Genomic DNA, 26,885 nt, shown 5'->3' with positions numbered 1-26,885 from the left:
CACTCATCGGCAAGCTCGCGGCGGTGGACGCCCAGACATCATCCAATGGGCCTGGAAACCCCTTCGTCCCATCGTCATCGAAGCACGATCCGGGCAAGCTGCCGCGTGCCAAGCGAAGCCTCCCGCCACGGCATTCCACCCGCCCCGTCCCCGGCACGGAAGAACGCAGCAAGCGTTGCCCGCCCTATTCGGCTTATGTGGTCTGCAAGTGATGAGCATACTCATCGCGCCGACACCGGACCTGGCCAACGAGGCCGCCGCGACATGATGCGAACTCGGGAACGGAGCACCTGCTACTTCGTCAGCAGTGCGTACGCCCCGTTCCAATCCTCGGGCGGCGGATTGACCTGGTAGTTGCGGATGCGTGCGTCATAGAGATCATAGAGCTTGGCCAAGTCTTGCCCCTGGTCGCTCTTGCGGCCGCGCTCGATCGCGGCCAGCGCCCCTTCCCAATCGCGGCTGCGATAGCTCGCCAGCATCTCGATGGTGAGGTTGCGGAGCAACTGGAAGCGCTCGGAATACATCACGTCCTCGCGGCCCGTGATGGCGTAGATGACTTCCGGCTCGCTCTTGCCCTTGACCATGATGAAATCGAGCTCGAGGATCGCGAGCTTGTCCTTCACCGCCATCGCAGTCGCCGAGCCGACGATGATCGGAAAGCCGTACTCCTTGGTCTGGCCCTCCAGGCGCGAGGCGAGGTTTACGCTGTCGCCAAGCGCCGAATAGTTGAACTTCAGGTCGGAGCCCATGTTGCCGACCACGCCGATGCCGGTGTTGAGGCCGATTCCGACCTTGAGCGGAATGTAGACGTGGCCGCCATGCTCGGCCTCCTGCTCGCGTTCGCCGTTCACCTGATCGATCCGCTCGAGCATGTCGATCGCCGCTTCGCAGGCATTTATCTGATGATCCTTGTCGGCGAGCGGCGCGTTCCAGAACGCCATGATGGCGTCGCCCATGTATTTGTCGACATAGCCCTTGCGAGCGATGATCGCGTTGGTCAGCGGCGTGAGGAAGCGGTTCATCAGCTGTGTCAGGCCCTGCGGATCGTGCTTGTAGCTCTCCGAGATCGTGGTGAAGCCGCGCACGTCCGAGAACATCACCGTGATCTCGCGCTCCTCGCCGCCCAGCGTCGGCGGCGATTGGGCAAGCTGCTCGACCAGCACCGGCGACAGATATTGCCCGAACACCGAGCGCATCTGCCGACGCTGGTTCTGCTCGCGGACGAAGTTCGCGAAGATCAGCGTCAGATAGATCGCCGTCGTCGACAGCATCGGATAGGTGAAGTCGATCAGCAGCCGATGCTGGGTGTAGAAGTACCAGGAGATCCCGAGCAGAGCGGCCGCGAACAGCGCCCCGACCACCACGAGTGTGACGGCGCCGAGTTGCGGCGCGAAGACGATCACGAGCAGGCCGAGAAGGAGCGCACCGAAGAACTCGGCCGGGAGTCCCCAATAGGGCGGCGTCAGAATCGCACCGGTCAGAGCACTCTCGAGCACCTGAGCATGCACCTCGACGCCCGGCATGGCCGGAGAAATCGGCGTGGTCTTGATGTCGTTCAGGCCGGTGGCCGATGGCCCGATCAGCACCAGTTTGCCGGCGATCTTCTCCGGCGGCACCCGACCCTCCAGAACGTCAATGGCCGACACGTAGATCGATGGGTCACTCTCGGCATAATGCAGCCAGAGCTGCCCATTCGCGTCGGTCGGAATCTGTACAGCACCCAGACCAAGACCGATGATGCCACTCTTGTCAGTCCTGATCCGAATCGTATCCGTGCGGGTCGCGACCCGCAGCATCTCGAAGCTCAGGGAAGGCATGATATCCCCCTGAGCCAGCATGATCATCGGCACCCGGCGAATGATGCCATCGCGCTCCGGTTTGATGGTGAACAGGCCGCGACCAGCGGCCGCATGCTCGATCACGGGGACGTTGCGCAGCAGCCCGGGAAAATTCCACATGAATGGCGTTGCATCCTGGCTGTGGCCCAGCGTCGCGATGCCTGTCACAGGCAAAGTCTTGTCGAGGCCTGCACGAGCCTCAGGACCACCGGATTCGCCGAGCACCACGCGCGAGCGCTTCAGCGCGTCGGCGAGCACCTGGTCATTGGATGGCAATATCCTCAGCTTCTCGCGCGTCGGCTCGTCGAGATTTGAAAAAGTCTCGGCCGCGAGCCCGGGATTGAGCCGGTCCGGCTCGGCAAACACGACGTCGAAGGCAATTACCACGGCGCCGAGTCGGGTCAGAGTGTCGATGATCTCGGCGATCCGCGTGCGCGGCCAGGGCCACTGACCGAGCTTGGGATTCGCGAGACTCTTCTCGTCGATATCGACGATGGTCACCGGCCGCAGCGTCTTGATCCGCGGACTCAGCACCTGGAAAGTATCGAAGGTCCGGACGCGCAGCTCCTGCACCAGGGCAGGGTCTGCCACACGCAACGCCGCGAAGCCGATCAGCAGCAGCAGGCAGATCATGCGCGCATAACCGAACTTGCGCGCGAACCACCGAGGAACTGCTCTCAATCGTTTCATGCAGCATCCGATATCACGCCGAAGCCGGCGATCCGAGTCGTCCGGTTATCCCGACCGCGTTCCGCTCGGCGACGCCGCCGTCCGCATCGCGCGGCGGGCGCGCGGGCTCAGACGAGGTGAAAACCGTCGTGATGCGCCTTGAACTGCTCAAGCGTCACCCCCTTGAGGGTGAGCGTATCATGCGCCGCATCGGTGATGATCGTATCGTGGCCGCCATTGGCGGACTGCGCCGACGCCACGAGCGCAGCGACGCTGGCGAACAGCGAGTGATCGATCTCGACGATGTCCTTGTTGACGTCGAAATCGCCGATCGTGGCGCTGCCGAAATGCGGGTTGAAGACGAAGGTGTCGTTGCCGTCCTTGCCGAAGATCGTCACGCCACCGCCGACATTGACGAAATTGTCGCTCTGGTCCGTGCCGTTGACCGTCGATGCACCATTGCCCGCCAACGTGACGGTCAGTGCCTTGGTCGCCGTGCCGCCGTGGCCGTCGCTGACCTTCGCCTGATAGGTGATGGTCAGCGTGTCGCCGGAATTGAGGAAATCCAGGTTCACGTCGGCCGGATGATATGTCCAGTGCAGGACATCGGAGCCGCCACCGGAGCTCGTGCTGTCGAAGGTGATCGCGTGGGCATCGGCCAGCGCCTGGACGTGGGCATTCGAAGGCAGGCTCAGAGAGCCATTGTATTTGATCACGCCATTTTCGACCACCGAAGCGGTCAGCGTGTCGCCGACATCCCCGTCGAGCACCGTCAAGGTGCCGGACATGCCGCTCGCCAATTTCACCGGCTGATCCGGGATGTAGCCCGCCGAGACGTTGTCGAGCTCGAACGCATTCTGGCTGCTGGCAAGCACCACCTTGTTGAACGGCGACAGGCCGAGGAACTCGACATAGCCGTTCGAGGCCAGCGACGTCTGCCCGCCATTGGCGAGCAGCGGCGCGACCTCGCTGCCCGAGTAGGAGGCGACCAGCTTGTTGCCGTTGTAGAAGGAGATGCTGTTGTAGCTGTCGACCGAGCCCCAATACAGCCCGAAGCTGTTCTTGACGCTGTCGAAGGTGATGGTCTCCTGGGCGTGGCTGCCGATGCTGAGATAGTTGGTCTTGTCCACACCGTCGACCATGTAGGGCGCCGCCGATACCGGCGAGGAGCCGTGCACGATCCCCGCATTGCCGCTGGCCGTGAACCTCGCGTGCAGCGCCTCGCTGTAGAAGCTGCCGTGGCCGCGCCCGTTATCGGAGATGTTGCCGGCCGACACGCGATCGAACGTTTCGGTCGGCAGGCCCTCGGCATTGGTGCTGGCGGTGCTCGCGAGCACCCTCGCCTGCTCGGCCAGGATGACGGTCTGGACCGTCGGGTTCGTTTCACCTGTGATGACGGGCGCATCCTCTGCGCCGTTGACCGTGATGGTGACGGGCACATCGACCACGACGCCGTGACCGTCGTCGATCGCGACCGTGTAGGTCAGCGTGACATGCTCGCCGACACCGAGATAGTCGAACACCTTGTCATTGGCAGCGAAGGTCCAGGCCTGCGATCCCGCACCACTGCCGGATTCTGTGAGCGAGCCGAGCGACAGCCAGCTCTTGAGCACGGACAGATCCGACGGCAGCCCGTGGTCGTTGCCGGAGGTCGCGACGCCGGTCACCTTCAAGACATGCGCATCGGTGATGTCCGCATCCTCGAAAGCGATCGCGCCGCTTACAGTGTCGAGCAGATCCGAGCCGGACATCGCCGCGCGCTCGGCGATTTCGGCCGCCTGCACCTCGCTCGTCACGACCGGCAGGTCGTTGGTCCCGGTGATGTTGACGACGATCGTCGAGGTCGCGCTCTTGCCCTGATGGTCGTCGAGCGTCACCGTGGTGGTGACCGTGACGGTCTGGCCGGCGCCGAGGAAATCGAGCGAGCCGTCGGTGATGGCATAAGTCCAGTCGACCTTGCCATCGTTGGCGTTGCCGCCCTGGCTCAAGTGCAGCGCCTGTTCCAGCGCTGCGATCTGGTCCGGCGTCAGCTGACTCGACAAATCTTTCTGCTGATCGGCCGCAGTCCAAGTCACGCTCTGCGCCCCGATCGATGCGGTTGGCCGATCGGTCAGGTCGACATCGGTGAACTTGACGCTGCCGGCGACGCTGTGCTGATCGGACGACCCTGTTTGCGCGGTCGCTTCGGTGATTGTACCGGGCCGGCCGGAATCCGCGATCACAGGCGCCGTGTCTTCGGCCGTCAGCGTGATCAGCGTTCCGTCATGCCCGTCATTGCTGCCCGCGAAATGCAAGTCGCTGAAGTCGCCTTCGAGCGTCAGGGCAATGCTGTGCCCTTGGCCGTCGATGACGGTAAGCACGCCCGTCTCGGCATCGTAAGACGCCGTTGTCGCCTCGCTCCACTTGATCGTCTGCAGATCGATCCTGTCGTCGACGCCGAGGCCGGCGATCTTGGCGGAGAAGCCGGCATCATCGATGACGAGTTCGCTGCTCCCCTCGCTGCTGAAGTCGATCGTCTGGTCCACGTGACCATCGACCGTCAGCGTTGCGCCGGCATCGACCTTGATGATCCCGGAGCCTTCGACGTCGCCGGCGATCTCGAACTTGCCCGCCGTGATCTCGATCGTGCCATAGTTGAAGATCGTTCCGCCGATGCCGCTCAGCCCGCTCGCGGAGATCGTGCCGTAGATGTAGAGCGTGCCGTCATGACTCACCTTGGTATCGGCAAGGTCGAGGATCGCACCGAGGTCGACGGTGCAGACGCCGAAATTCCAGACGTCCATTCCGGACAGGGTCACATCGTTGCCGGCGATCTCCAGCGTGCCGACGCTCCGAATTTCCAACGTGCCGCCGGTGAGCGTCGTGCTCCCGTCGAGCACCAGGATCGATTCCACCGGCATCTCACCATCCTTATCGATGATGATCTGACCGTCCGTGTTATCGATAGTAACGTTGTCGAAGGTGGTCGCAGCCGCGGTCTCGACATGCACGATGCCGTGGTTGACGAGATCGCCGCCGGTGATCGTGCTGTCCTCGATCAGCAGCAGCGCGCCGTCGTCCACCTGGACAGTGCCGCCGTTGTCGACGCTGACGCCGATCAGTGTTGCGCTCTCCTCTGCAGCGACCTGAAGCATCGAGCCGTCGCCGATGGCGATATCGACGTCGGTCAATGACGCGCTGCCCTTGACCGTCAGGATGGCCGTGATCTCCGCGAACGCGCCGGTCTCGCCGATCAGCAGCGTACCACCCGCGACGGCGCTGCCCTCGATCGTGCTGTCGCCGTCGACGGAGATCGTCCCTTCGTTGCTGACAGCGCCGCCGGCGATACTCGTGCCGCTCAGCGAGAGTGCACCGCTCAGCGCAATGGTGATCGCGGCAGCGTTCGCATTCGTGATCGTCTCGTCCTCGAACGCATTGCCGCTGCCGGACACGGCGATCGTCTCGAAATTGTCGAGCGTGCCGCCGCTCAGCGTGGCGTGGCCGATCAGGGCTATCGTTCCGCCGGACTCGTTGGTCAGCGTGCCGCCAGTAATATCCGCATGCGATAGCGTCAGGGTCGCGGAGCCCTCGACCGTGATATTGCCACCCGCATTATCGATGCTGGTGCCGCCGTTTAGCGTAAGCTCACCATCGGCCTCGACATCGATCAGGCCGGCATTCGTGACGGCTTCGTCCGAGAGGGTGTTGCCGCTGCCGGAGACCTCGATCGAGCCAAAATTTTTCAGCTCGCCATCACTGATCGCGGCTCCGCCCTTCAGAACGAGCAGGCCGTTGGCAGGTTGGGGTGTCTCCCCGCCGCTCTCCAACGTTCCGAAGTTCTGAACGATCGGCGCGCCCTGGATGACGATGGCGCCGCCATCGATGCTGCCGCCATCCAGAGTCAGCGTCGCGCCGAGGTCGACCTCGATGAGACCGGAGCTGTCCTCATCGGCGTTCGCAACGTCACCATGCACGGTCAGCGTGCCGCCGGACAGCTCGATCATTCCGGTGTTGACGATGCCGGCGTTCGCCCCGAAGACGCCGCCGCCAGCCAGCAGCACGGTGCCGGCATTGTGCAGCTCGCTTTGCTCGAGAATCTGCGCCGAGCCGCCGACGGTGATCGTCGCACCCGAGAAGTTGTAGATGCGCGAGTCGGCCTTGGCCGTCAGTGCGCCGCTGATCGTCAGCGTGCCGTTATTGTCGAGCTCCGGAACGGCGCCGCCGCCGAAATCATTCAGCGTGACCGATTTGGCGTAGGCGTAGGCGTCGTCATCGATCGTCACCGGAAAGGCCGGCGTCAGGCCGTGCAGCTGATCGGTGATGATGATGACGTCATCATCGGTGGTCGGAGCCAGGCCGGTTGCCCAGTTCGCGCCGTCGCTCCACAAATGAACCTGGCCGCCGCTGCTTTCGCCGGGCTGGGTCGTGGCGATCCAGACCACGGCCGGATCGTCGGTGCCGGTGATCGTCACCGTGATCGTCTGGGTCGACGTCGCGCCATGCGAGTCCGTCACGGTCACCGTGTAGGTGAGCGTCACCTTCTGACCCGCGGGAATGAAATCGGCGACATAGACCGGTAGGTTGGCGAAGCTCCAGTTGATCTTGCCGGTGCCGCTGCCGGTGCTGTCGGAGGCCAGGGATGCCGTCAGCGCCTGCTCGAACAGCGCCAGTGGCGCTGGCGGAATGCTGCCGCCGCTTTCAAGAACCGCGCCGGTCAGCTTGGCCGACACGCTATGGGTGTCGGTGAGGTCAACATCCTTGAACGTCAGCGTGCCGGAGGTCGGGTCCTCGGAGGTGAGCGGCCCGCCGGGCACGCTGGTGCCGCCCTCGAACGCGATGGCCGGGACGTTCGCCGTGATCTCGGGCTTGTCGTTGGTGCCGGTCACCGTGATCGTGATCGGCACCTCGGTATACTCGTTCGACGGCGCGAAATTGTTGTCGACGCGCACGACGTAGGTCAGCGTCAGCGTCTCGCCCGCGGCCAGAAAATCGAAGTAGTTGTCGGGAACACTGTAGCTCAGCATTGCCGAGCCGAAATTCTTGTTGGTCGGATCCGGCACCACCGTGATCTTCACGGCCGTCGCCATGACATCCTGCAACTGCAGGGCGTTCAGCGATGCCGTGACGTCGGCCTGCTGCGCGCTCTTGAACGCATAGGACTTGAAGCTCACCGAGACCGTCGGCCGGTCGATGTTATTGACGTCGAGGAAATTGACGCGGGTGAGGACGGTGTCGAGGTCGGCGCCGTTGCCCGTCTGACCGGCCCGCTCGGCCAGACCGAAGGTCGTGGTCAGCCGGCCGCCGGCATCGAGAATCCTGACCTCCGGCGCACCCGGAATGTGCGACGGCTGCTCGGACGTCGAGCTCGTCGTGGGTGTCGAGCCCGTATTGTCGGTCACCTGATAGGTCGGCGTCGCGCTGGTGCCATTGGGCAAGGTCAACGGCGTCAGCGTCTGCGGCACCCCGATGTCGGTGAAATGGGTTGTCGACTTCGGATTGGTGTTGTCGGTGAACTTCAGCGTGAAGACGTCGTTGATGAGCTTCTGGATGTCCGGCGTGAGCGGCACAGCGCTCTGATTCACGATTCCGTTGCTGATCTGGATCTGCTGTCCGGCCTGATTCACCACAGCGATCGGCTGCAGCGTCGTCTTGTCGAACAGCACGTAGGAGCCGGTGCGGCCATCGGGCTCGACCAGCACCTGGAACTTGGCATCGGGCAGACCGCCCTGCCCCGGCACCGTGAAGTCGATCTCGACCAGCACGGCGGTGCCGCGAATGCCCATGGTCGCCACGGGCGTGTCGACCTTCATGTCGCCGTGCTTGGCGGTCTCGCCGGCCACGAACGAGATCGTGCCGGCAACGAGGCTGATCAGCGAGGAATTGTTCGACCCGTTGGGGTCGTACACCATTTCATTCAGCACCATCCGCGCATTGGACGACAGGCCGAACACGGTGCCGTCGATGAAGGTGATGCCGAGCGTCGAATCCGAGCCGGACTGGACCACGTCGCCCTTCTCGACGTTGTCGCCGTTGTGAAGGAGGATCGAAACGCCGTTGCGGATGACGGTCGCGGTGCCCTGCAGCTTGGTCACATGGCCGATGACCTTGCTCACGCTCGCAGCCGCCCCGGCCTGGCTGACCTGCACCGCGCCGGAGAGCGCATTGACGAGGTCGCCGGTCAGATGCGCGCCATCCGGCGAGGCCAGCGGCGCCCGTTTCTCGCCCTTGAAATAGTCCGGCAGCACCATCTCGCGCCCATCGGACGAGAGGACCAGGTCGAGGCCAGACCGCTTGAAATCGGCATTGAACAGAAAATGCGCGTCCGGAACGACGATGGCGTCCGTCGGCGCATGGGCATGCGGGGCCTCCAGCCGCACGTGACCGTGCGAAGAGGCGCCCCGGCCTTCGGAGAAAAGCGCGGCGTCAGAATTGCCAGCGTAATTCACGGGGCCACCGACTATGGTTAATGAATACATAAGAATGAGTGTTCAAGGCGTGCATATCACTGGCAAGTGTCTGGCGGAACCACCTTCAGCTTGTGCTTCAGGTGGCCAAAAACGGCGACTTCCGCGGGATCGCTACGATGTTGTCGAGTTTTCGCCCTCTTTAAAGCTGGCGCCGTCCGAGATCTGCCAAGTCAAAATTTGCATCACTTCAGAAAACCAAAGTAATTCCAAGTATTCATAGACCATCCAATACCTTTGCCGACATCAACATCCGCATCGGCTTACCCCTGACAACGGATTTCAAGTGGAGGACTGCGGGTGGGAGAACAAAGAATCGGCGAATTGCATCAATTTGGCAGGAGCTGCAGCTGAGTTCGAAGCACAACTTCACCGCGAGCCCTCCTGACCTTCGCGACCCTCGCTCAGCTTTCGCTAGGATTTGTCGCATCGGAGCAACACAACGTTCAGCGTAAATCCTGCGATTTGGTCGCCGGATCGCCCGTTTTAAGCAGAGACCAAGCCTCCGCACCCATGCTGACCCCCAACAAGCATCCGGTTCCGCCAGGCGCTGCGTCGCGCCGGCCGAGATCCGGGCACGGGGCGTCACATGAATTTTCTCGCGCTGATGCGCGCCTCGCTGGCGGCCGCGGCCGCCAGCGCCGCCATATGGATCGGCAGCCCAGCGAGCGCCGGTCCTGTCGCGCAGCCATTGGGGCTTGCAGCCGCCATCGAGGATACGGCGGAACCATTCGGCCTGCCGCGGGTCGGCCTGGAGGCCGGCGCGTTGCGCGACAAGTGGTTGGCGCTCGCGCGCAAGCTCGAAGACGAGCGCGTGCAGCTTGCGCTGTGCGACGGCGACCGCGAGCGCTGCGTCTCCCTCGCCGCCCTCAGCCTGCTGGCGATCATCGATCAGGGCCGTCTCCGCGCGGGACGGGCCAGGCTCGGCGAGATCAATCGCGCGGTCAATCTGGCCATCCGGCCGGCCAGTGATCTCGCTCAATATGGCCAGATGGACGTGTGGGCCTCCCCTCTCACTACGTTCGAACGCCGTGCCGGCGACTGCGAGGACTACGCGATCGCCAAGTTCGTCGCACTTCGGATGGCTGGCATTGCCTCCGACGATCTGCGGATCGTGATCCTGCACGATGTCGTCCGGGGCGAGGATCATGCCGTCGCGGCGGCGCGCCTCGACGGGCATTGGCTCATGCTCGACAATCAGCGCATGGCGATGATCCAGGACAGCGATGCGCGGCAGGTGCGGCCGTTGTTCGTGATCGACGAGACCGGCATCTCCCGGTATCAGGCCTTGCCCCTGATGGCGGAGGTCCGAGCGCTGTCGCCTGAGGGGACGGCTTCCGTGAACCATTGACGATCGCCGCATCGTTGCCGCGCGCCCACAACTTGAGACGTGGCCGGGAGTTCGCGGGACGAGCACGGCAGGAATGCGGACGGTGCGCCGACGGAACCGGCCGGCGCCGAAGGACACGATGCGGCGGCTCGTTCACCGCGCCGCAACGAGTTGCATCCACATTGCAGACGCGAACCGAACGAGGCGATAGTGCCGTCATGACCCCAGGCAGCCCCGCCCTCGCTGTGCGAGGATTGACGAAGTGTTTCGAACGGCCGGCGGTCGATGCACTCGACCTCGTGGTGCGCTCGGGCGAATTCTATGCACTGGTCGGCCCGAACGGCGCCGGCAAGACGACGACGCTGCGCATGGTCGCGGGCCTGCTGCGCCCGGATGCCGGGCGGATCGAGATCTTCGGCATCGATGCGCTGCGCGACCCGATCGCGGCCAAGCAGGTGATGGCCTGGGTCTCCGACGAGCCCATGATCTACGACAAGCTCACGCCGCTCGAATATCTCGAATTCGTCGCCGGACTGTGGGGCATCGATCCCGCGACCTCGAGTAACGCGGCAACCGAGCTTCTGGCCTCGCTCGGGCTGGAGCCGCATCTGCACGAGCGCTGCGAAGGCTTTTCCAAGGGCATGCGCCAGAAGGTGGCGCTCGCCGGCGCGCTGATCCACGACCCGCGGCTGATCATCCTGGACGAGCCGCTGACGGGCCTGGACGCGGTGTCGGCGCGGCACGTCAAGGGCCTGCTCGCCGAGCGCGTCCGCCGCGGCGGCACGGTAATCATGACCACGCACATTCTCGAAGTCGCCGAGCGCATGGCCGACCGGATCGGCGTGATCGCCGCCGGGCGCGTCCTCGCCGAAGGCACTCTGGCCGAGCTGCGCCAGCAGAACGGACGCACCGACACCAGCCTGGAGGAGCTGTTCATCGCGCTGGTCGACGTCGAGTCCGCGGCATGACGCGGGCGGCGACGCTCGCCTGGTTCGCCCGTCACGAGCTCAGGCTCGCCGGGCGGGAATGGCTCGGCATGATCACGGCCGGCAGGCGCCGCCGCACGCGGGCCGCCGTCATCGGTCTCGTGCTGTTCGGCGCCCTCATGCATCTGCCGGCCTGGGTCGTGGTCGGTCGCTACGCCGATGTCGAGCTGCCGCTCGACAAGACCGCGCTGATCGTCATCACCGCGACCATCATGCTGTCCTGGGCGCTGATGCTGTCGCAGGCGATCGAATCCGTCACCCGCGTGTTCTACGCGCGCGCCGACCTCGATCTCATCATGTCGTCGCCGGTGCGGTTGGCCGAGATCTTTTCGGTCCGGATCGCGGCCATCGCGCTCTCCGTGACCAGCATGGCGCTGCTGCTCGCGACACCGTTCGTCGACGTGCTGCTGATCGAGGGCGGCGCACGCTGGCTCGCGGCGTTCGTCGTGGTCGCGGCCGTCGGCCTGTCGGCGGCGGCGATCGCCATTGCGATCACGATCGTCCTGTTCCGCCTGATCGGCCCGGCGCGAACGCGGCTGGTCGCCCAGATCCTGGCCGCCGTGATCGGCGCCGGCTTCGTCATCGTGCTGCAGATCGCGGCGATCGTGTCCTACGGCACGCTGTCGCGCTTCGCCATCCTCACCTCGGATGCCGCAGCCGCCATCGCGCCCGATCCCGACAGTCTTGTTTGGCTGCCGGCCCGCGCGGCGCTCGGCGACGGCCAGGCGCTGCTGATCCTGCTGGCGGCGGGCCTGCTGTTGCTCGGCGTCGTCATGGCGGTGTTCTCGCCGCGCTTCGCCGACACCGCGATCAGCGCCGCGGCCCAGGGCATCTCCAGCCGCGCCGGCGCACGCGTCAGGTCGTTTCGGGGCGGCTCGCGGCAGCAGGCGCTGCGGCGCAAGGAGTTCATGCTGCTGCGGCGCGATCCCTGGCTGATCTCGCAGACGCTGATGCAACTGCTCTATCTGGTGCCTCCGGCGCTGCTGCTGTGGCGCAGCTACTCCGACAGCTCGCAGGCGGTGTTCCTGATCACGCCGGTCGTCGTGATGGCGGCGGGCCAGCTCGCGGGCGGCCTCGCCTGGCTCACCATCTCCGGCGAGGACGCGCCCGAACTGGTGGCGACGGCGCCGCTGCCGGCGACGCGCATCGTGCGCGCCAAGGTCGAGGTCGTGCTGATCACGATCGCGGTGATCTTCGCGCCTCTCGTGCTCGCGCTCGGCTGGGTCGCGCCGGCGCAGGCGGTGATCACGGCCGTTGCCGTTCTGGTCGCGACCGTCTCCTCCACGGCCATCCAGCTCTGGTTCCGGATCCAGGCGCGGCGCAGCCAGTTCCGCCGCCGCCAGACCTCGTCGCGGCTGGCGACCTTTGCCGAGGCGTTCTCCTCGATCGGCTGGGCGGCGACCGCGGCACTGGCGCTCGCGCTGCCCGAGGCTGCCATCGTCTGCGGTCTGATGACGGCGGGCCTCTTGCTCGCGGCCTGGAAGCTGAGGCCGGCACGAACCTGAAGTGTTCAGCGCAGCACCTCCATCACGGCGGCGGCGAACGCCGCCGGCTCTTCCTGCGGCAAATTGTGGCCGGCCCGCGCGATCACGCGATGGCCGATCCGGTTGCTGAACTTCGCAGCATGCGCCTGGCCGTCCGTTGCCGGGATCACGCCGTCGGCGTCGCCATCGAGCGTGATCGTGGGCACGGTGATAACGGGCAGGCTCGCCAGTCGCCGCTCCAGCTCCTGATAGCGCGGATCCCCCTCGGCCAGCCCGTAGCGATGGCGATAGCTGTGGATCACGACGTCGACGTGATCGGGATTGTCGAACGCCTTCGCCGCGCGCGCGAAGGTCGCGTCGTCGAAGCGCCAGTGCGGCGACCATTGCTGCCACAGCAGCCTGGCGATCTCGGCGCGGTTGGCGGCAAGCCCGGCGCGGCCGCGCTCGGTCTGGAAGTACCATTGATACCAGAACGCGAACTCGCGCGGCACCGGCGCCGGCTCCAATGCCCGCGCAATGTCCTGGATCAGGTAGCCGTTCACGGAGACCAGGCCCGTGCAGCGCTCGGGCCACAGCGCCGCGCCGACGCAAGCCGCGCGGCCCCCCCAATCATAGCCGGCGAACACCGCGCGCGGGATCGCCAGCGCATCCATCAGCGCGATCAGGTCGGCGCCAATCGCAGCCTGCTGCCCCGAGCGCGGCGTCGATGCGTCGCGGAACCGCGTCGGGCCATAGCCGCGCACATAGGGGACGATGACGCGGCAGCCATGAGCTGCAAGGCGCGGCGCGACCTCGACGTAGGAGTGGATGTCGTAGGGATAGCCGTGCAGCAAGATGACGACGGGGCCGTCGGCCGGCCCGCTCTCGAAATGGGCGATGCGGAGCACGCCTGCATCGATCTCCCGCAGCGGCCGCAACACCCGATCCGTCATGCCATGCTCCCGCATCGTTGCGCCGCCCTGTCCAGCCGGACGTCGCGCCGAGGATAGTTCTGATCCGGATTCCTCGCTACACTCACACGCGCTGTTGAAGAGGAACCGCCATGCTGCGCCCGCTGGTCTCGCTGCTTGCCGTCCTGGTCTCGTTCGCATCGCCCGCTGTGGCGCAATCGGGGCCGCGCACCAGCGAGTGCCTGGCGATGGCCAGCGCCCCGCCGCGCGCCACGCCTGTCAGCTTGCGCCGGGCGGCGGCGGCCGGCAACGAGGTGACCATCACCTATGCCGGCCACTCGACCTACTTCATCGACACGCCGATGGGCATCCGCATCGCCACCGACTACAGCGGCGCTTATCAAGTCGGACGGCTGCCCGACGTGATCACCATGAACCGGGCGCACTCGACGCATTACACGCTGGCGCCCGATCCGCGCATCCCGCATGTGCTGCGCGGCTGGGGCGACGACGGCAAGCCGGCCCAGATCTTCGAGCGGATCGGCGACGTGCTGATCCGCAACATCACCACCGACATCCGCCGCTACTTCAGCGATTCCATCGGCGCCGACATGATCAAGGACGGCAACTCGATCTTCATCTTCGAGGTTGCCGGCCTGTGCATCGGCCATCTCGGCCATTTGCACGTCAAGCTGGACGAGACGCATTTCGCCGCCATCGGCCGGCTCGACGTGGTGATGGTGCCGATCGACGGCACCTACACGATGTCGCTCGACGGCATCTCGGAGATCACCAAGCGGCTGCGCGCCTCCGTGGTGCTGCCGATGCACCGCTTCGCGACGCCGCTCGACGCGTTCATGCGCAAGATCGGCCAGCAGTTCGAGATCGACCGCCGCGCCGAGCGCAGCTTGAAGATGTCGCGCGAGCTGCTGCCACAGGTCCCGACCGTGATCATCCTCGACGGGGTCTAAGCGCCCGCGAGGCTGGTGCCGCGGCGGCCTTCCGGCGTCAGGAACATGCGCTTGAGCTTGTTGATCACGCGCACCGCGAGGCCGAGCAGGTAGGGCTGCGTCTTCAGGCAGAAGGCGAGCTTCTTGACGTGGCCCTCGACATGCCATTTGGCATGGGCGCCGTCGCGGAAGAAGATCACGTCGCCCGGCCCATAGCGCTTCGCCGGCATGCCCTCGCTCTCCAGCACGATCGCGCCTTCGAGGATCAGGATCGTCTCGTCGAAATCGTAGTACCAGTTGAACTTGCCCTCGGTGCAATGCCAGACGATGGTCGAGCCCAGCCCGTCGCTGCTGCGTGCGATGGTGCAGGAGGTCGCGGTCGGACTGCCCTCGATGATCCAGGACGGCTCGATCGGAGCGGGCGCCAGGTCGACGGCGAGATTGGCGGTTTCGATCAAGGACGGGGACATCTTGGACCTCAAATGCATCGGATTGAAATGACCGGCTGAACGGCGGCGTGAGCCCGCGACCGTAGCCGATTGCACCTAATGGCTGCTTTCCGAAGTCGTTAAGATTTGAACCGATCGCCGCGACCAGCCGTCGCATCACAAACACGCAAGCGCTATAAACTCCACGCGAACGCCGCAATTTGTTCGCGGCCTCGCCAAACCTGCTGATCTACTCTTTGACCGCACTGCAAGATGCGGACAGGCTTCCCTCTGGTCGCCCTGCCCATCCTGAGTTGTGCCGTCGCCTTTAAAGATTTGCCGCCTTCGCAGAGATAAGGATTTCCCAGGATGCGCCGACTGAGCCTCGCACTCGCCCTCACGCTGTCCGCCGCCACCCTTGCAACCGCCAGCCTCGTCATGGCGGGCGAAACGCCCGCCCCCGACAACGCCAAGGCCTACTTCATCAACCTGAAGGACGGCGACACCGTCTCCTCGCCGGTCCTGATCCGTTTCGGCCTGTCCGGCATGGGCGTTGCCCCGTCCGGCACCGAGGCCCCCAACACCGGCCACCACCACCTGCTGATCGACGCGCCCGCGCTCGAGGGCGACTCGCTCAACGAGGCGATCCCGGTCGATGCCGGCCACGTGCATTTCGGCAAGGGCCAGACCGAAGCCTCGGTCAATCTCACGCCGGGCAAGCACACCTTGCAGCTCGTGCTCGGCGACTGGAGCCACATCCCGCACAACAAGCCGGTCATGTCGGAGCGGATCACGATCGACGTGCAGGCCACCACCGGCAGCGCCAAGCAGTAGGCACGTTCGACCGACGACGACACCGCCGCGAGCATCGCTCGCGGCTCGTTTCGGGCCGGTGCACGCGTGACGCCGGCCCGTCATGCATCAGGCCCACTCGCCCTTGCGGAACACCGGCACGCGACGGCCATCTTCATGGAGGCCGTCGATGTCGGTGTCGGCCGCGCCGATCATCCAGTCGATGTGGATCAGGCTTCGGTTGCCGCCCTGGGCGGCGATCTGCTCCGGCGACAGCGAGGTGCCGTTGATGAAGCATTTCGAGTAGCACTGGCCGAGCGCGATGTGCGAGGCGGCGTTCTCGTCGAACAGCGTGTTGTAGAACAACAGGCCGCTCTTGGAGATCGGCGAGGAGTGCGGCACCAGCGCGACCTCGCCGAGCCGGCGCGCGCCCTCGTCGGTGTCGAGCACCTTGTTCAGGACCTCCTCGCCCTTCGAGGCCCTGGCCTCGACGATGCGGCCCTCCTCGAACCTGACCTGGATGTTGTCGATCAGCGTGCCCTGATAGGACAGCGGCTTGGAGCTGACGACGTGACCCGACACACGGCGGCAATGCGGCGTCGTGAACACTTCCTCGGTCGGAATGTTGGCATTGCAGGTGATGCCGTTCTTGGCGGTCGAGGCGCCGCCCTCCCATTCGTGGTCGTCGGCGAGACCGATCGTCAGGTCCATGCCGGGTCCGGTGTAATGCAGCGCGCTGAAGCGCTGGCCGTTGAGCCACCCGGTGCGCTCGCGCAGCACCGCGTTGTGGCGCTCCCAGGCGGACACGGCATCCTCGCGATCGACGCGCGACGCGGCGAAGATCGCATCGGCGAGCTTCGCCACCGCGACCTCCTCTGGCACGTCCGGGAAAACCAGCTTGGCCCAGGACGGGCTCGGATAGGCGATGATGTTCCAGTTGGTCTCGAAATTGGTGATCTTCTCCAGCGCCGGCTGGTAGGCCTTGGAGTTCGCCTTGCTGGCACGTGCCACCTTGGCCGGATCCTGTCCCGACAGCAGCATCGGATTGTCGCCGACGATGGCGAGCCGCGCGGTGTTCTCCGAGAATGCCTTGGCCATGCCCTGGTAGAGCCAGTCGGCGGCGCGATCGAAGCTGTTGTCATGACCGAAACGGTAGCGCGCCAAGGTCAGCTCCTCGTCGGAGAAGAACGAGGTCACGATTCCCGCACCGGCCTTGTAGGCGTGCTCGGCGACCTTGCGCACCAGCGGCAGCGCCACCGACGGCGCGGTCAGCAGCAGATCCTGACCCGGCTGCAATTGCAGGCCAACCTTCACCGCCACCTCGGCCAGGCGGTCGAGCTTGACGGGATCGATGGCGGCATCGAAGTTGCGCGGATGTGCGGTCATCAGGGTATCCAGTTCCGTTTCTTTGCGGTGTTGAAGAGATAGGCCAATCGAGAAGGGGGTCAATGGGAAAGGGGCTTCCGTGCCGCGTTGTCATCGCTCGCCGTATCCTCCGCTGTCTTCCCGGCGAACGCCGGGATCCATACTCCGCGGCGTCTGTGATGATGCGCGGCTGTGGCTCCAGCTCGGTCCAGCGCAGGCTTCGGTGTTTATGGGTTCCCGCTTTCGCGGGGACGACACGGGAGTATTCGGTGGGCCTGTCACCTTATCACTGCGTCATCGCTGCGCGGGATGGCCACGAAGTTTGCCGGCGTGGCAGCTCATCCTCGCACCCGCTTTCGCGTCCGAGTATTGCTCTTGCAGTCACCCTCTCCAAAGCGAGGGTGCAGGGAAGGCCGGACCTCGACTGAGGCCCGTGGCCCGCCTGCTCAAAAAATGCAGGCGGCAGGTACCACAGGTCCAGCCGGACGATCCGGCCCTCCCTGCGCGATGGCTTTAACGGCTGCTTCGCATTCTCCCCGGTGCGCCGGGCTTTCTGGTCACCGTCACCCACGCGGCGCCGTTGGCGCCGGCGCAGGCTTGATACTGGCATCGGAGTATCAGGACCACGCGACTTGACCGTGCGAGCCGATGTTGTTCGTCCGCGCGAATGACCACGCTGCAAACCGGCCCGCCCATCACATCCCACCTCCACGCTTCGTGACGACCGCGCAGCGCCCCTCGTCGATGAGGCGGGACAGCGACAAAAAATCATGATTTTCCGAAATTGCCAAGCGGGATATTTTTTCTGCCGGGACTGGACAGCCCAAATCAGCCTGAACTTGCTCGTGAAATCGGATTCCGGACGCAGCGGCGATCGGGCGTATCTGACGCCTCGACAGGCTTGTCCGATCTCGGCACGAGGGGCATGAGTCGCCCGACGAGCGGCATTCTTGATCGTGTCAGTCCTCGACGCCCAGCCCGTCACCATCGACGTACCAGTCGGCGCGGGACGCCCAATGCACGTGGCGATCGGGAACGGCGCCGAGCGGCTCATCGAAGCCTCCGGCGGGAATGATCGCCTCGCGGCCGCTGCGCGTCAGATGTGGCATCGGGCTGCCGCAAGTGCTGCAGAAGGCGGTGGCGAAACTGCGCGCCCGGGGCAAGTCGAACCGCGTGACGTTCGCCTCGCCACGCAGCCAGCGCAGCGCCGCCGCCTTGACGATGACCTCACAGGAGTGCGCCGTGCCGCTGGCCTTGCGACAGCGCGAGCAATGGCAATTGAGGAATTTGTCGAACGGCCCGTCGACCTCGAAGCCGACCTGGCCGCAGAGGCAGCTGCCGCGGAACGTGGTCATGACGATCTCCTGTCGTGGTCTGGAACGGAATGTCCAAGAGCGCCGCACGCGTGGAGGATGTTACTTGTCCTGATTGCTTATCCTGATTGCATCCTTGCAGCTATCAGGACGACTGAAGGCCAGCTGCGGTCGCCGCGCTGTTAGTCGGTAGTCTGACCTTCCCAAAGCGGAACATTCATTTGTTGTGAGTCATCCTCGACGTCGAGAGTCAATCATTCCGAATGATTTGGAACCAGTCTGAGCGGGCAGCGCCGTCCCGCATTTGCATGGCTCAGGGGTGATTCGGTCACCTTGAAGACATGTTTAGACGTTGATTGGCGCGCGGCAGGGGGATTTCACAGCGTACAGGAGTCCTCCGAATGTACCGCGTTGTTATTGTCGTCGCCGCATTGCTGGCTCTCTCCGTTCAAGCCGAGGCGCGTCCTCGTCACCATCATCATCACTACTCGCACCGTCACCACTCCTACATGAACGCGATGGCCTCGATTCCCGGCGAAGGTCGCGTCGTCGGCGGCCGCCCATCGGGATGTCCGCATGCCTTTTGCGGCTGCGAAGCGTCGCTCTACACGTTCGGCCGGGTCGTTCCCGAGCTGAATCTCGCATCGAACTGGCGTCGCTTTCCGCGCGCAGCTCCCGCACCGGGAATGGCTGCCGTCCGGTCCGGCCACGTCATGATCCTGCAGCAGCAGGTCGCCGGCAACATCTGGTATGTGCATGACGGCAATTCCGGCGGCCACGTCACCCGCGAACATCCCCGCTCGATCGCCGGCTACACGATCGTGAACCCGAATGGCGGTTCCGCGATGTTCGGCGCGGCGGCTCGTGTCACGCGCGAGGCCCGTGCGCCGAGCTACCAGCGGCTCGCCCGCAACACGCGGCCGGACGGCTGGATGGCCAGCGCGGCGCCGATGGCCTTCAACTAGGTCCTTGATAGCTTCGCGACGCGGCCTGCGGCATCCCGATCGAATGCTGCAGGCCGCGTCGTCTAGCCTGCGCGCGCGTCCGCTGGCAGCACCAGTAACAAGCGGAACCGTTCACAGCGCGCCAAGGGCGGGCGCCAGGATCACACAGGCCAGCAGCGCCAGGGCCGCAGCGCTACAGCGATAGCCGAGCGACGCCGGCACGACATGCCCGAGGCCGCAGCGCAGCGTCGCGCCGAGCACGATCCAGGCTCCTCCGATCGTCGCAGTCGAGAGTCCGAGCACGACCAAGAACGGCCATAGGCTCGCCGCATCGCCTTCCGGCGGCAGCAAGGTGAAAGCGAAGATGATGGCCTTTGGATTGAACAGCGTCGTGATGAACACGCCGCGCAGGGTGACCGGCGCCGCATCGCTTGCGCTGCTGCTGCTGCCGTGGCGCCAGAGCGCGGCAGCGAGGTGCAGCAGATAGAGCACGACCACGACACGGAGAGCCTGTCCGACCAGCGGCGCGGTCGCGACGAGCGGACCGAGCGTGATGCGCAGCGTCGCGATCGCGAGCAGATAGCCGGCAAGCTCGGCGAGCAGCAGATGAACGGAGGCGCGCACGCCACGACTCGCACCGGCAGTGGCGAGCAGCGTGTTCGTTGGGCCGGGCGTAACGAGCAGCGCTGCGCCCGCCGCACCGAAGGTCAGGATATCCATGACCCCATCAAGCACGCGCGCCATGCGCTGGCCTTGACGAGCGTCAACGTCCGGCGCCGCGGGCTGCGGTCCCGTTTTCCGGAACGGCTCGTATGTCGGCTTCATTGTGGACGGTCGTCGGCCGCGCCGCATGATAGGATCGTATGGCAGCATGCAGGGCGACTGATTGACTTGGCTCTCGTGCAAACTAAGGTTCGCGGCGCCGGAAGTGGAACAGCGCCTGATCATCGCACCGTTCGAACGCGTAGCATCGATGGTCGGCGCGCAAGGATCGGAAGACAGATGACGTTGGCGATGAGCTGGGACGAGTGGGCCCGGCATGATGGCATGGCGCTGGCGGCGCGCGTTCGCAGCGGCGAGCTGACGGCGGCGGAGCTGGCAAGGCAGGCCGCCGAGGCAATCGCAAAAGTCGATCCCGCGCTGTCCGGCGTGGTCGAAGTCTTCGCCGATGCCGTGGAAGATCCGGGCAAGGCCGGCGCCAATCTCGCAGGCCCCTTCGCCGGCGTGCCGTTCCTGATGAAGGATCTCGGGCCGACGATGGCCGGACGGCTGCAGGAGCAGGGCTCGCTGTTCATGCGCGGCAACCGTCCCGCCGCCGACACGCACCTGACGGCGAAGATGCGCAAGGCCGGCCTCAATCTGATGGGCCGCACCACCACGCCGGAGTTCGGCGTCTGCAGCTCGGCCGAGAACCCGGCCGTCTACGTCACGCGCAATCCGTGGAATACCGACTACACGACCTGCGGCTCGTCGGCGGGCAGCGCGGCGATGGTCGCCGCCGGCGTCGTGCCGATCGCGCACGCGACCGACGGCGGCGGCTCGATCCGGATTCCCGCCGGCGTCAACGGCAATATCGGCCTGAAGGTCTCGCGCGGCGTGTTCTCGATCGCGCCGCATCTGTCGGATCTAAGCGGCCTGGTCTCGATCCAGGGCTGCCAGTCGCGCAGCGTGCGCGACACCGCGGCATTCGTCGATCATTGCCGCGGCGGCGCGCCCGGCGAGTTCATGCCGTATTGGACCACGCCGGAGCCCTATGTCGAGCTGATCAAGCGCGATCCCGGCAAGCTGAGGATTGCGCTGTCGCATCAATGGGGCGACTACCGCGCCACGCCGCATATTGCTTCAGAGCTGGAGCGTGTGGGCAAAATCCTCGAGGGCCTCGGCCACCACATCGGCTACGCGCTGCCCGACGTCGATTACCGCCAGGCGTTCGCGGCGCAAACCACCTGCTACATCTCGAACTTCGCGATCGTCATCAACAACCTGCTCGCATCACGCAAGCTCGGGCGGCCGCCAGCCGACCTGATCGAGCCGATCAACATCCGGATCTGGGAAGCGGGCAAGGGCACCAGCTTCGCCGAGCGTGCGGCGATGCAGGCGGTGTTCAATACGACGTCGCGCGCCTTCGGCGCGTTCTTCGAGGACTGGGACATCATCCTGACCCCGATCACGGCGCTGCCGACGCCGAAGATCGGCACCACCGAATACCTGACCATCAGCGACAATCCCGACGTGCTCGACTGGTTCGAGAACCTGTGGCGCAACTTCGCCTTCACGCCGCTCGCCAATCTCTGCGGCGTCCCGGCGATCTCGCTGCCGCTCGCGACCAATGAGCACGGCCTGCCGCTCGGCATCCAGGCGATCGGCAAGCAGGCCGACGACGGCCTGCTGCTGCAGCTCGCGGCCCAGATCGAGCGCGCGATCGGCGGTCAATGGAACGGCGGCGCGACGCCAGCCGTGCATGTGACCAGCAAGTGAGCGACCCACGCGCCTGATCCTGATGACATGATAGGCTGCGCCGGGCGTGGACAAGGCGCTCGCATTTCCGGCAATCTTGCATTTCCGACCATCAGGCGCGCCCGATGAACATCCTGCTGCTCAATCCCAACATCCGCACCGACATCACCGACCTGATGCTGCAGGTCGGCCGCGACGCTGCCGCACCCGGCACGACCCTGATCCCCTGCACCGCGCCGCGCGGTGTGCCCTATATCGCGACCCGCGCGGAGGCGCAGATCGGCGGCGCCGTCGCGCTGGAGATGCTGGCGGAGCGCAACGGCACGTTCGACGCCGCGATCATCGCCGCGTTCGGCGATCCCGGCCTGTTCGCGGCCCGCGAGCTGTTCGACGTGCCGGTGATCGGACTTGCCGAGGCGGCGATGCTGACCGCCTGCATGGCCGGACGCCGCTTCGCCATCGTCACCTTCGCGCAGGCGCTGGGTCCCTGGTACGAGGAGTGCGTGCGCATGCACGGCCTGATGGAGCGCTGCGCCGGCATCCGCATGCTCGACGGCAGCTTCAAGCAGATCTCCGACGTGCAGCACGAGAAGGAAGAGCTGCTGGTCGAGCTGGCGCTGCGCGCGGTGGAGGAGAACGAGGCCGACGTGCTGATCTTCGCCGGCGCACCGCTCTCCGGGCTCGCGGCCCGCGTCGCGCACCGCATTCCCGTGCCCGTGGTCGATCAGGTGATCGCCGCGGTGAAGCAGGCCGAGGCACTGCTGGCGTTGAAGATGCGCAAGGCCACCGCCGGCACCTTCCGCCGCCCGGCCGCGAAGCCGACGACGGGCCTGACGGAAGCGCTCGCGGCGCGGCTGGAGCATCGCGACGGGTAGTTGGGCCGTGTGAGTCGCAACGCTCTCTCCCCACGTCATTCCGGGACGCTGTCGGCGCGAGCCCGGAATGACGTGGGGAGAGAGCGAGCCAGATCTTGTTAGCTGCGAGCTCGGGCGAATCCCGTCATACTCCCATACCCCCACTTTCTCTTCTGTACACAAGCCGCCTTCGTTGCCTGAAAAGGCGGCACGCTTCTTGCTTTTTCAGATCAGTTGAGCAGGAAGCCCATGGCCAGCGTATCGGAAGCCAAGTCGCTCGTTCTGGATCGGATCACCCACCGCTTCGCCAGCGGCACGGTGGCCGTATCCGATATCAATCTCGATGTGAAAGGCGGCGAGATCATCGCCCTGCTTGGGCCCTCGGGCTGCGGCAAGACAACCTTGCTGCGCATCATCGCCGGCTTCATCGGCCACAGCGAGGGGCGCGTCATCATCGGCAACGACGTCGTCGATGCGCTGCCGCCCAACCGGCGCGCGGTCGGCATCGTGTTCCAGAACTACGCGCTGTTTCCTCATCTCTCGATCACCGAGAATGTCGGCTACGGCCTCGCCGCGCGCGGCGTCGACAAGGCCACGCGCAACAGGGAGGCGCAGCGGCTGCTCGACATGGTGCAGCTCGGCCCGTTCGGTGAGCGGCTGCCGCGGCAATTGTCGGGCGGCCAGCAACAGCGCGTGGCCCTGGCGCGCGCGCTCGCGATCAAACCGTCGATCCTGCTGCTCGACGAGCCGTTCGCCGCGCTCGACAAGAATTTGCGGTTGGACATGCAGATCGAGGTCAAGCGGCTGCAGCGCATGGCCGGGATCACAACTTTGATCGTGACCCACGACCAGGAGGAGGCGCTGTCGATGGCCGACCGCGTCGCCGTTCTGAGCCATGGTCATCTCGAGCAGTTCGGCACGCCCTCCGAGATCTACGATCAGCCACAGACGCTGTTCGTGAACAGCTTCGTCGGCACCGCGAACAAGATGAAGGGGACGGTGATCGCGACCGACGCGGGCAGTGTCAAGGTTGGCCTGGAGGCCGGCGGCGAGATCATCGCGCGCGCCCCCACCCCGGTACGTGCCTCAGACAAGGTCACCGTGTGCCTGCGTCCCGAGCATCTCACCTTCGTCAGCGACGACACCGGCTTTGCCGGCGAGATCGGCATGGCGCTGCCGCTCGGCGCAACCGTGGTCCATGAGATCAAGGCCAGCGACGGCTCGAGCATCAAGATTTCGCAGGCCCGCACCGGCGACACGCCACTGCGCGATGCCGGCGCGCCGGTGCGGGTCGCACCGATCGCACCCGGCCTCGCCACCGTCTTCCCGCAATAGACCAACAGACACATCGGAGTGAAACATGATGCTTGATCGCCGCCGGCTCCTGACCAGCGCCTTGACGCTGGGAGCCATGCACGCCTTCCCGGGCCTGAGCCTCGCGCAGGCGCGGCCGCTGGTGTTCGCGACCTTCACCGGCAGTTGGGAGGAGGCGCACAAGGCGGTCCTCGTGCCGGCGTTCCGCAAGGCCAATGCCGATGCCGCCATCGTGCTCGACCCGATGCTGTCGGTCGATCAGATCGCCAAGGTCAATGCGGCCAAGGCCAATCCGCCGATCGACGTCATGCTGCACGATCCGGGTCCGGCGCTGGTCGCGATCGGCCAGGATCTCGTCGATCCGTTCCCGGCCGACAAGAGCGCGTACTTCAAGGACCTGATTCCGGAAGCGCAGGACGCGATGGGCCCGGCGCCGTTCTTCCAGGTCGTCGGCCTGACCTACAATCCAGAGACGGTGAAGACGCCGCCAACCTCCTGGGCCGATCTGTGGAAGCCCGAGTTCAAGGGCAAGGTCGGCATCACCAACCTGAACTCCACGCTCGGCACCGGCTGGCTGGTCGAGATCGCGCGCATGCGCGGCGGCTCCGAGGCCAATGTCGACGAGGGCTTCAAGGCGCTGGAGGAGCTGAAGCCGAACCTCGCCGCCGTCGCCGCCAATCCCGGCGCCCTGGCGACCCTGTTCCAGCAAGGCCAGATCGACATCTCGCCCGGCAATTTCAACGCCATCCAGATCCTGAAAGCGCGTGGCGTGCCGGTCGAGTTCGTGGCGCCCAAGGAAGGCGCCATCGCCTTCAAGACCACGATCCACATCGTCAAGAACTCGCCGAACAAGGAGCTCGCCTTCAAGCTGATCGAGGCGGCGCTGTCGCCGGAGGTGCAGACCACGCTGATGAACTCGCCCTATCTGATCGTGCCGACCAACACCAAGGTGGCCATGACCGGCGAGATCGCCAAGGTGCTGGCCAAGGACACCGCGGAGCTGAAGAAGAAGTTCGTGTTCCAGGACTGGAAGAAGATCAACGAGCAGCGCGCATCCTGGATCGAGAAGTTCAATCGCGACATCAAGATCTGACGCGATGAAGAGCGCCACGACAGCACCTGGAGACGTGACCAGCTTCAGCCTGGGGCTCGCGCTGCCCCTCGCTGCTGCGTTCGCGATCTTCTTCGTGCTGCCGTTGGCGCAACTGCTCTATCTCTCGCTGCACAACGACACCGCCGCGACGGTGTGGGGGCTCGGCCAGTACATCAAGTTCCTGACCGACCCCTTCAGCCTCGCCGTGCTCGGCTCGACCTTGCTGCTCGGCGCCGAGGTGACGCTCGCCTGCCTCGTGCTCGGCTATCCCATCGCCTGGCTGTACCAGCGCTCGGGCAGCCGGGTGCAGACCCTGATCATCATGATCGTGCTGCTGCCGCTGCTCACCAGCGTCGTCGTCCGCACCTTTGCCTGGATCGTGATCCTGGGCCGGCAGGGCATCATCAACTCCGTGCTACAATCGCTCGGGCTGATCGGCGCGCCGCTGCGCATGATCTACACCCAGGGCGGACTGATCGCGGCGCTGGCGCAGGTGCAGATGCCGCTGATGGTGCTGCCCTTGATCACCGCGATCGGCCGCATCGATCCCAATCTCTCCGACGCCTCGGCCTCACTCGGCGCCGGTAGCTGGCGCACCTTCGTCAAGGTGATGCTGCCGCTGTCGATGCCCGGCATCATCGCCGGCTGCACCCTGACCTATGCCGCCGCGATCACCGCCTTCATCACGCAGTCCCTGGTCGGCGGCGGGCAGATGCTGTTCATGCCGATGTATCTCTACCAGCAGGCCTCGACCCTGCAGAACTGGCCGTTCGCCGCGGCGATCTCGATCATCTTCCTGTTCGCGGTGCTCGCCATCGTTGCGCTGTTCTCGACACTCGGCCGCCGTGCTCGCGGCTATGGAGACGCCAGATGAGCGGCCGGCAGCGGAACTGGGAAGCGCTGAGCTTCCAGATCGTGATGACGGTCATCGCCGTGCTGGCGCTGATCCTCGTCGTGTCGCCGTCGCTGGTCGTGGTGATCGTCTCCTTCACCTCGGGCTTCTCGCTGAAATTCCCGCCGCTGGGCTATTCGGCGCGCTGGTACGTCGAATTGTGGAACGCCTGGCAGCTGCAGTTCGCCGCACGCAACAGCGTCGTCGTCGCGCTGTGGTCGACGGGGCTCTCCATCGTGCTGGGCGTGGCCGCCTCGCTCGCGATCTCGCGCTCCAAGAGCCTGACTGCGAAGCTGCTCGACTCGTTGTTCATGTCGCCGCTGGTACTGCCGGCACTCGCCTTCGGCCTGGCGGCGCTGATGTTCTTCTCGCTGATCGGCCTGCCGGTGTCGCTGCTGACGCTGGTGATCGGCCACACCATCGTCTGCGTGCCCTATGTGGTCCGCAACACCGTCGCGGCACTGGCCCAGCTCGAGCCAACCTTGCTGGAAAGCTCGGCGATCCTCGGCGCCTCCAGGCTCTACACGTTCCGCCGCATCGTGCTGCCGCTGATCCGTCCCGGCATCATCTCCGGTGCGTTCATCGCCTTCATGTCGTCGTTCGACAACGTGCCGGTGTCGCTGTTCCTGCGCGATGCCGCCACCGACATGCTGCCGATCCGGATGTGGCAGGACCTCGAGGGCAAGCTCGACGTCACCATCGCCGCGCTGTCGAGCGTGCTGATCATCGCCACCATCGCACTGATGGCGATCATGGAGCGCGCCACCGGCCTGTCGAAGCGGCTGACGGGTTGAGGCTGAGTGCCCCTTCCTGAAATTGGGAGTTCGTGCCCGTCCAACTCCA

Annotated in this window: 19 protein-coding genes; 12 read left to right on the top strand and 7 right to left on the bottom strand. The window is 65.4% G+C overall.

Going from position 1 to position 26,885, the window contains the following annotated elements; genetic code table 11:
* Positions 1–293: 293 nt before the first annotated feature.
* Together QX039_RS23960 and QX039_RS23955 are read right to left on the bottom strand one after the other, a co-directional pair.
* Entirely contained in the window at positions 294–2,528 is a 2,235-nt protein-coding gene (locus QX039_RS23960) for an adenylate/guanylate cyclase domain-containing protein (RefSeq protein ID WP_315772652.1), read from the bottom strand.
* A 107-nt stretch (positions 2,529–2,635) separates the two neighbouring features.
* Complete coding sequence (locus QX039_RS23955; RefSeq protein WP_315772654.1) at positions 2,636–8,932, bottom strand: VCBS domain-containing protein; 6,297 nt, start codon at positions 8,930–8,932, stop codon at positions 2,636–2,638.
* A 607-nt stretch (positions 8,933–9,539) separates the two neighbouring features.
* Here QX039_RS23955 and QX039_RS23950 point away from each other — a divergent pair.
* The 3 genes from QX039_RS23950 to QX039_RS23940 all read left to right on the top strand — a co-directional run bounded on the left by QX039_RS23950 (position 9,540) and on the right by QX039_RS23940 (position 12,771).
* Positions 9,540–10,301 carry a transglutaminase-like cysteine peptidase gene (locus tag QX039_RS23950; protein ID WP_315772656.1) on the top strand — a complete coding sequence of 254 codons (762 nt, stop codon included), beginning with the start codon at positions 9,540–9,542 and terminating at the stop codon, positions 10,299–10,301.
* 197 nt (positions 10,302–10,498) lie between these two features.
* The gene (locus tag QX039_RS23945; RefSeq protein WP_315772658.1) at positions 10,499–11,248 is read left to right on the top strand and encodes an ABC transporter ATP-binding protein; all 750 of its coding nucleotides are present in this window, start codon (positions 10,499–10,501) and stop codon (positions 11,246–11,248) included.
* Positions 11,245–12,771 carry a permease gene (locus tag QX039_RS23940; RefSeq protein WP_315772659.1) on the top strand — a complete coding sequence of 509 codons (1,527 nt, stop codon included), beginning with the start codon at positions 11,245–11,247 and terminating at the stop codon, positions 12,769–12,771. Before QX039_RS23945 ends, QX039_RS23940 begins: the two co-directional genes overlap by 4 nt.
* Before the next feature lie 5 nt (positions 12,772–12,776).
* Here QX039_RS23940 and QX039_RS23935 read toward each other — a convergent pair whose 3' ends face one another.
* Entirely contained in the window at positions 12,777–13,682 is a 906-nt protein-coding gene (locus tag QX039_RS23935; RefSeq protein ID WP_315772661.1) for an alpha/beta hydrolase, read from the bottom strand.
* A 110-nt stretch (positions 13,683–13,792) separates the two neighbouring features.
* Here QX039_RS23935 and QX039_RS23930 point away from each other — a divergent pair, with 110 nt between their 5' ends.
* Positions 13,793–14,611, top strand: coding sequence for an MBL fold metallo-hydrolase (locus tag QX039_RS23930; RefSeq protein WP_315734850.1), 819 nt, complete (start codon positions 13,793–13,795; stop codon positions 14,609–14,611).
* On the opposite strand, the gene QX039_RS23925 is transcribed toward QX039_RS23930, so the two are convergent.
* Positions 14,608–15,060, bottom strand: a complete 453-nt coding sequence (locus tag QX039_RS23925) for a cupin domain-containing protein (protein ID WP_315734852.1) — start codon at positions 15,058–15,060, stop codon at positions 14,608–14,610. The genes QX039_RS23930 and QX039_RS23925 overlap by 4 nt on opposite strands.
* Before the next feature lie 327 nt (positions 15,061–15,387).
* Between QX039_RS23925 and QX039_RS23920 the strand changes: the two genes are divergently transcribed.
* Positions 15,388–15,852: a DUF4399 domain-containing protein gene (locus QX039_RS23920; RefSeq protein ID WP_315734855.1), complete on the top strand. Its 465-nt coding sequence runs from the start codon at positions 15,388–15,390 to the stop codon at positions 15,850–15,852.
* Positions 15,853–15,939: 87 nt separating this feature from the next.
* Here QX039_RS23920 and QX039_RS23915 read toward each other — a convergent pair whose 3' ends face one another.
* Both QX039_RS23915 and QX039_RS23910 read right to left on the bottom strand, forming a co-directional pair.
* On the bottom strand, positions 15,940–17,196 hold the full coding sequence (locus tag QX039_RS23915; protein WP_315734857.1) for an aminopeptidase: 1,257 nt from the start codon (positions 17,194–17,196) through the stop codon (positions 15,940–15,942).
* A gap of 938 nt (positions 17,197–18,134) precedes the next feature.
* The gene (locus tag QX039_RS23910) at positions 18,135–18,530 is read right to left on the bottom strand and encodes a GFA family protein (RefSeq protein WP_315734859.1); all 396 of its coding nucleotides are present in this window, start codon (positions 18,528–18,530) and stop codon (positions 18,135–18,137) included.
* Between the two features lie 359 nt (positions 18,531–18,889).
* Here QX039_RS23910 and QX039_RS23905 point away from each other — a divergent pair, with 359 nt between their 5' ends.
* A complete protein-coding gene (locus QX039_RS23905; RefSeq protein WP_315734861.1) occupies positions 18,890–19,453 on the top strand; it encodes a hypothetical protein in 564 nt (187 codons plus the stop codon).
* Between the two features lie 111 nt (positions 19,454–19,564).
* On the opposite strand, the gene QX039_RS23900 is transcribed toward QX039_RS23905, so the two are convergent.
* Positions 19,565–20,152, bottom strand: coding sequence for a LysE family transporter (locus QX039_RS23900; RefSeq protein ID WP_315772663.1), 588 nt, complete (start codon positions 20,150–20,152; stop codon positions 19,565–19,567).
* Positions 20,153–20,434: 282 nt separating this feature from the next.
* Here QX039_RS23900 and QX039_RS23895 point away from each other — a divergent pair, with 282 nt between their 5' ends.
* The 6 genes from QX039_RS23895 (at position 20,435) to QX039_RS23870 (ending at position 26,836) form a co-directional block, all read left to right on the top strand.
* Positions 20,435–21,910, top strand: coding sequence for an amidase (locus tag QX039_RS23895; RefSeq protein ID WP_315772665.1), 1,476 nt, complete (start codon positions 20,435–20,437; stop codon positions 21,908–21,910).
* 104 nt (positions 21,911–22,014) lie between these two features.
* Entirely contained in the window at positions 22,015–22,764 is a 750-nt protein-coding gene (locus tag QX039_RS23890; RefSeq protein ID WP_315772667.1) for an aspartate/glutamate racemase family protein, read from the top strand.
* A gap of 228 nt (positions 22,765–22,992) precedes the next feature.
* Positions 22,993–24,078, top strand: a complete 1,086-nt coding sequence (locus QX039_RS23885) for an ABC transporter ATP-binding protein (protein WP_315772669.1) — start codon at positions 22,993–22,995, stop codon at positions 24,076–24,078.
* Between the two features lie 25 nt (positions 24,079–24,103).
* Complete coding sequence (locus QX039_RS23880) at positions 24,104–25,150, top strand: ABC transporter substrate-binding protein (protein WP_315772671.1); 1,047 nt, start codon at positions 24,104–24,106, stop codon at positions 25,148–25,150.
* A gap of 4 nt (positions 25,151–25,154) precedes the next feature.
* On the top strand, positions 25,155–26,024 hold the full coding sequence (locus QX039_RS23875) for an ABC transporter permease (RefSeq protein WP_315772673.1): 870 nt from the start codon (positions 25,155–25,157) through the stop codon (positions 26,022–26,024).
* A complete protein-coding gene (locus QX039_RS23870; RefSeq protein WP_315772675.1) occupies positions 26,021–26,836 on the top strand; it encodes an ABC transporter permease in 816 nt (271 codons plus the stop codon). Before QX039_RS23875 ends, QX039_RS23870 begins: the two co-directional genes overlap by 4 nt.
* The last annotated feature ends 49 nt before the right edge of the window (positions 26,837–26,885 follow it).

Origin of the sequence: Bradyrhizobium sp. SZCCHNR1043 (assembly GCF_032489675.1) — a bacterium.
In the GTDB taxonomy this organism is placed as follows: Bacteria; Pseudomonadota; Alphaproteobacteria; order Rhizobiales; family Xanthobacteraceae; genus Bradyrhizobium.
Note: the sequence above shows the minus strand (reverse complement) of the source record. Positions and strands in the feature narration are given on the sequence as shown.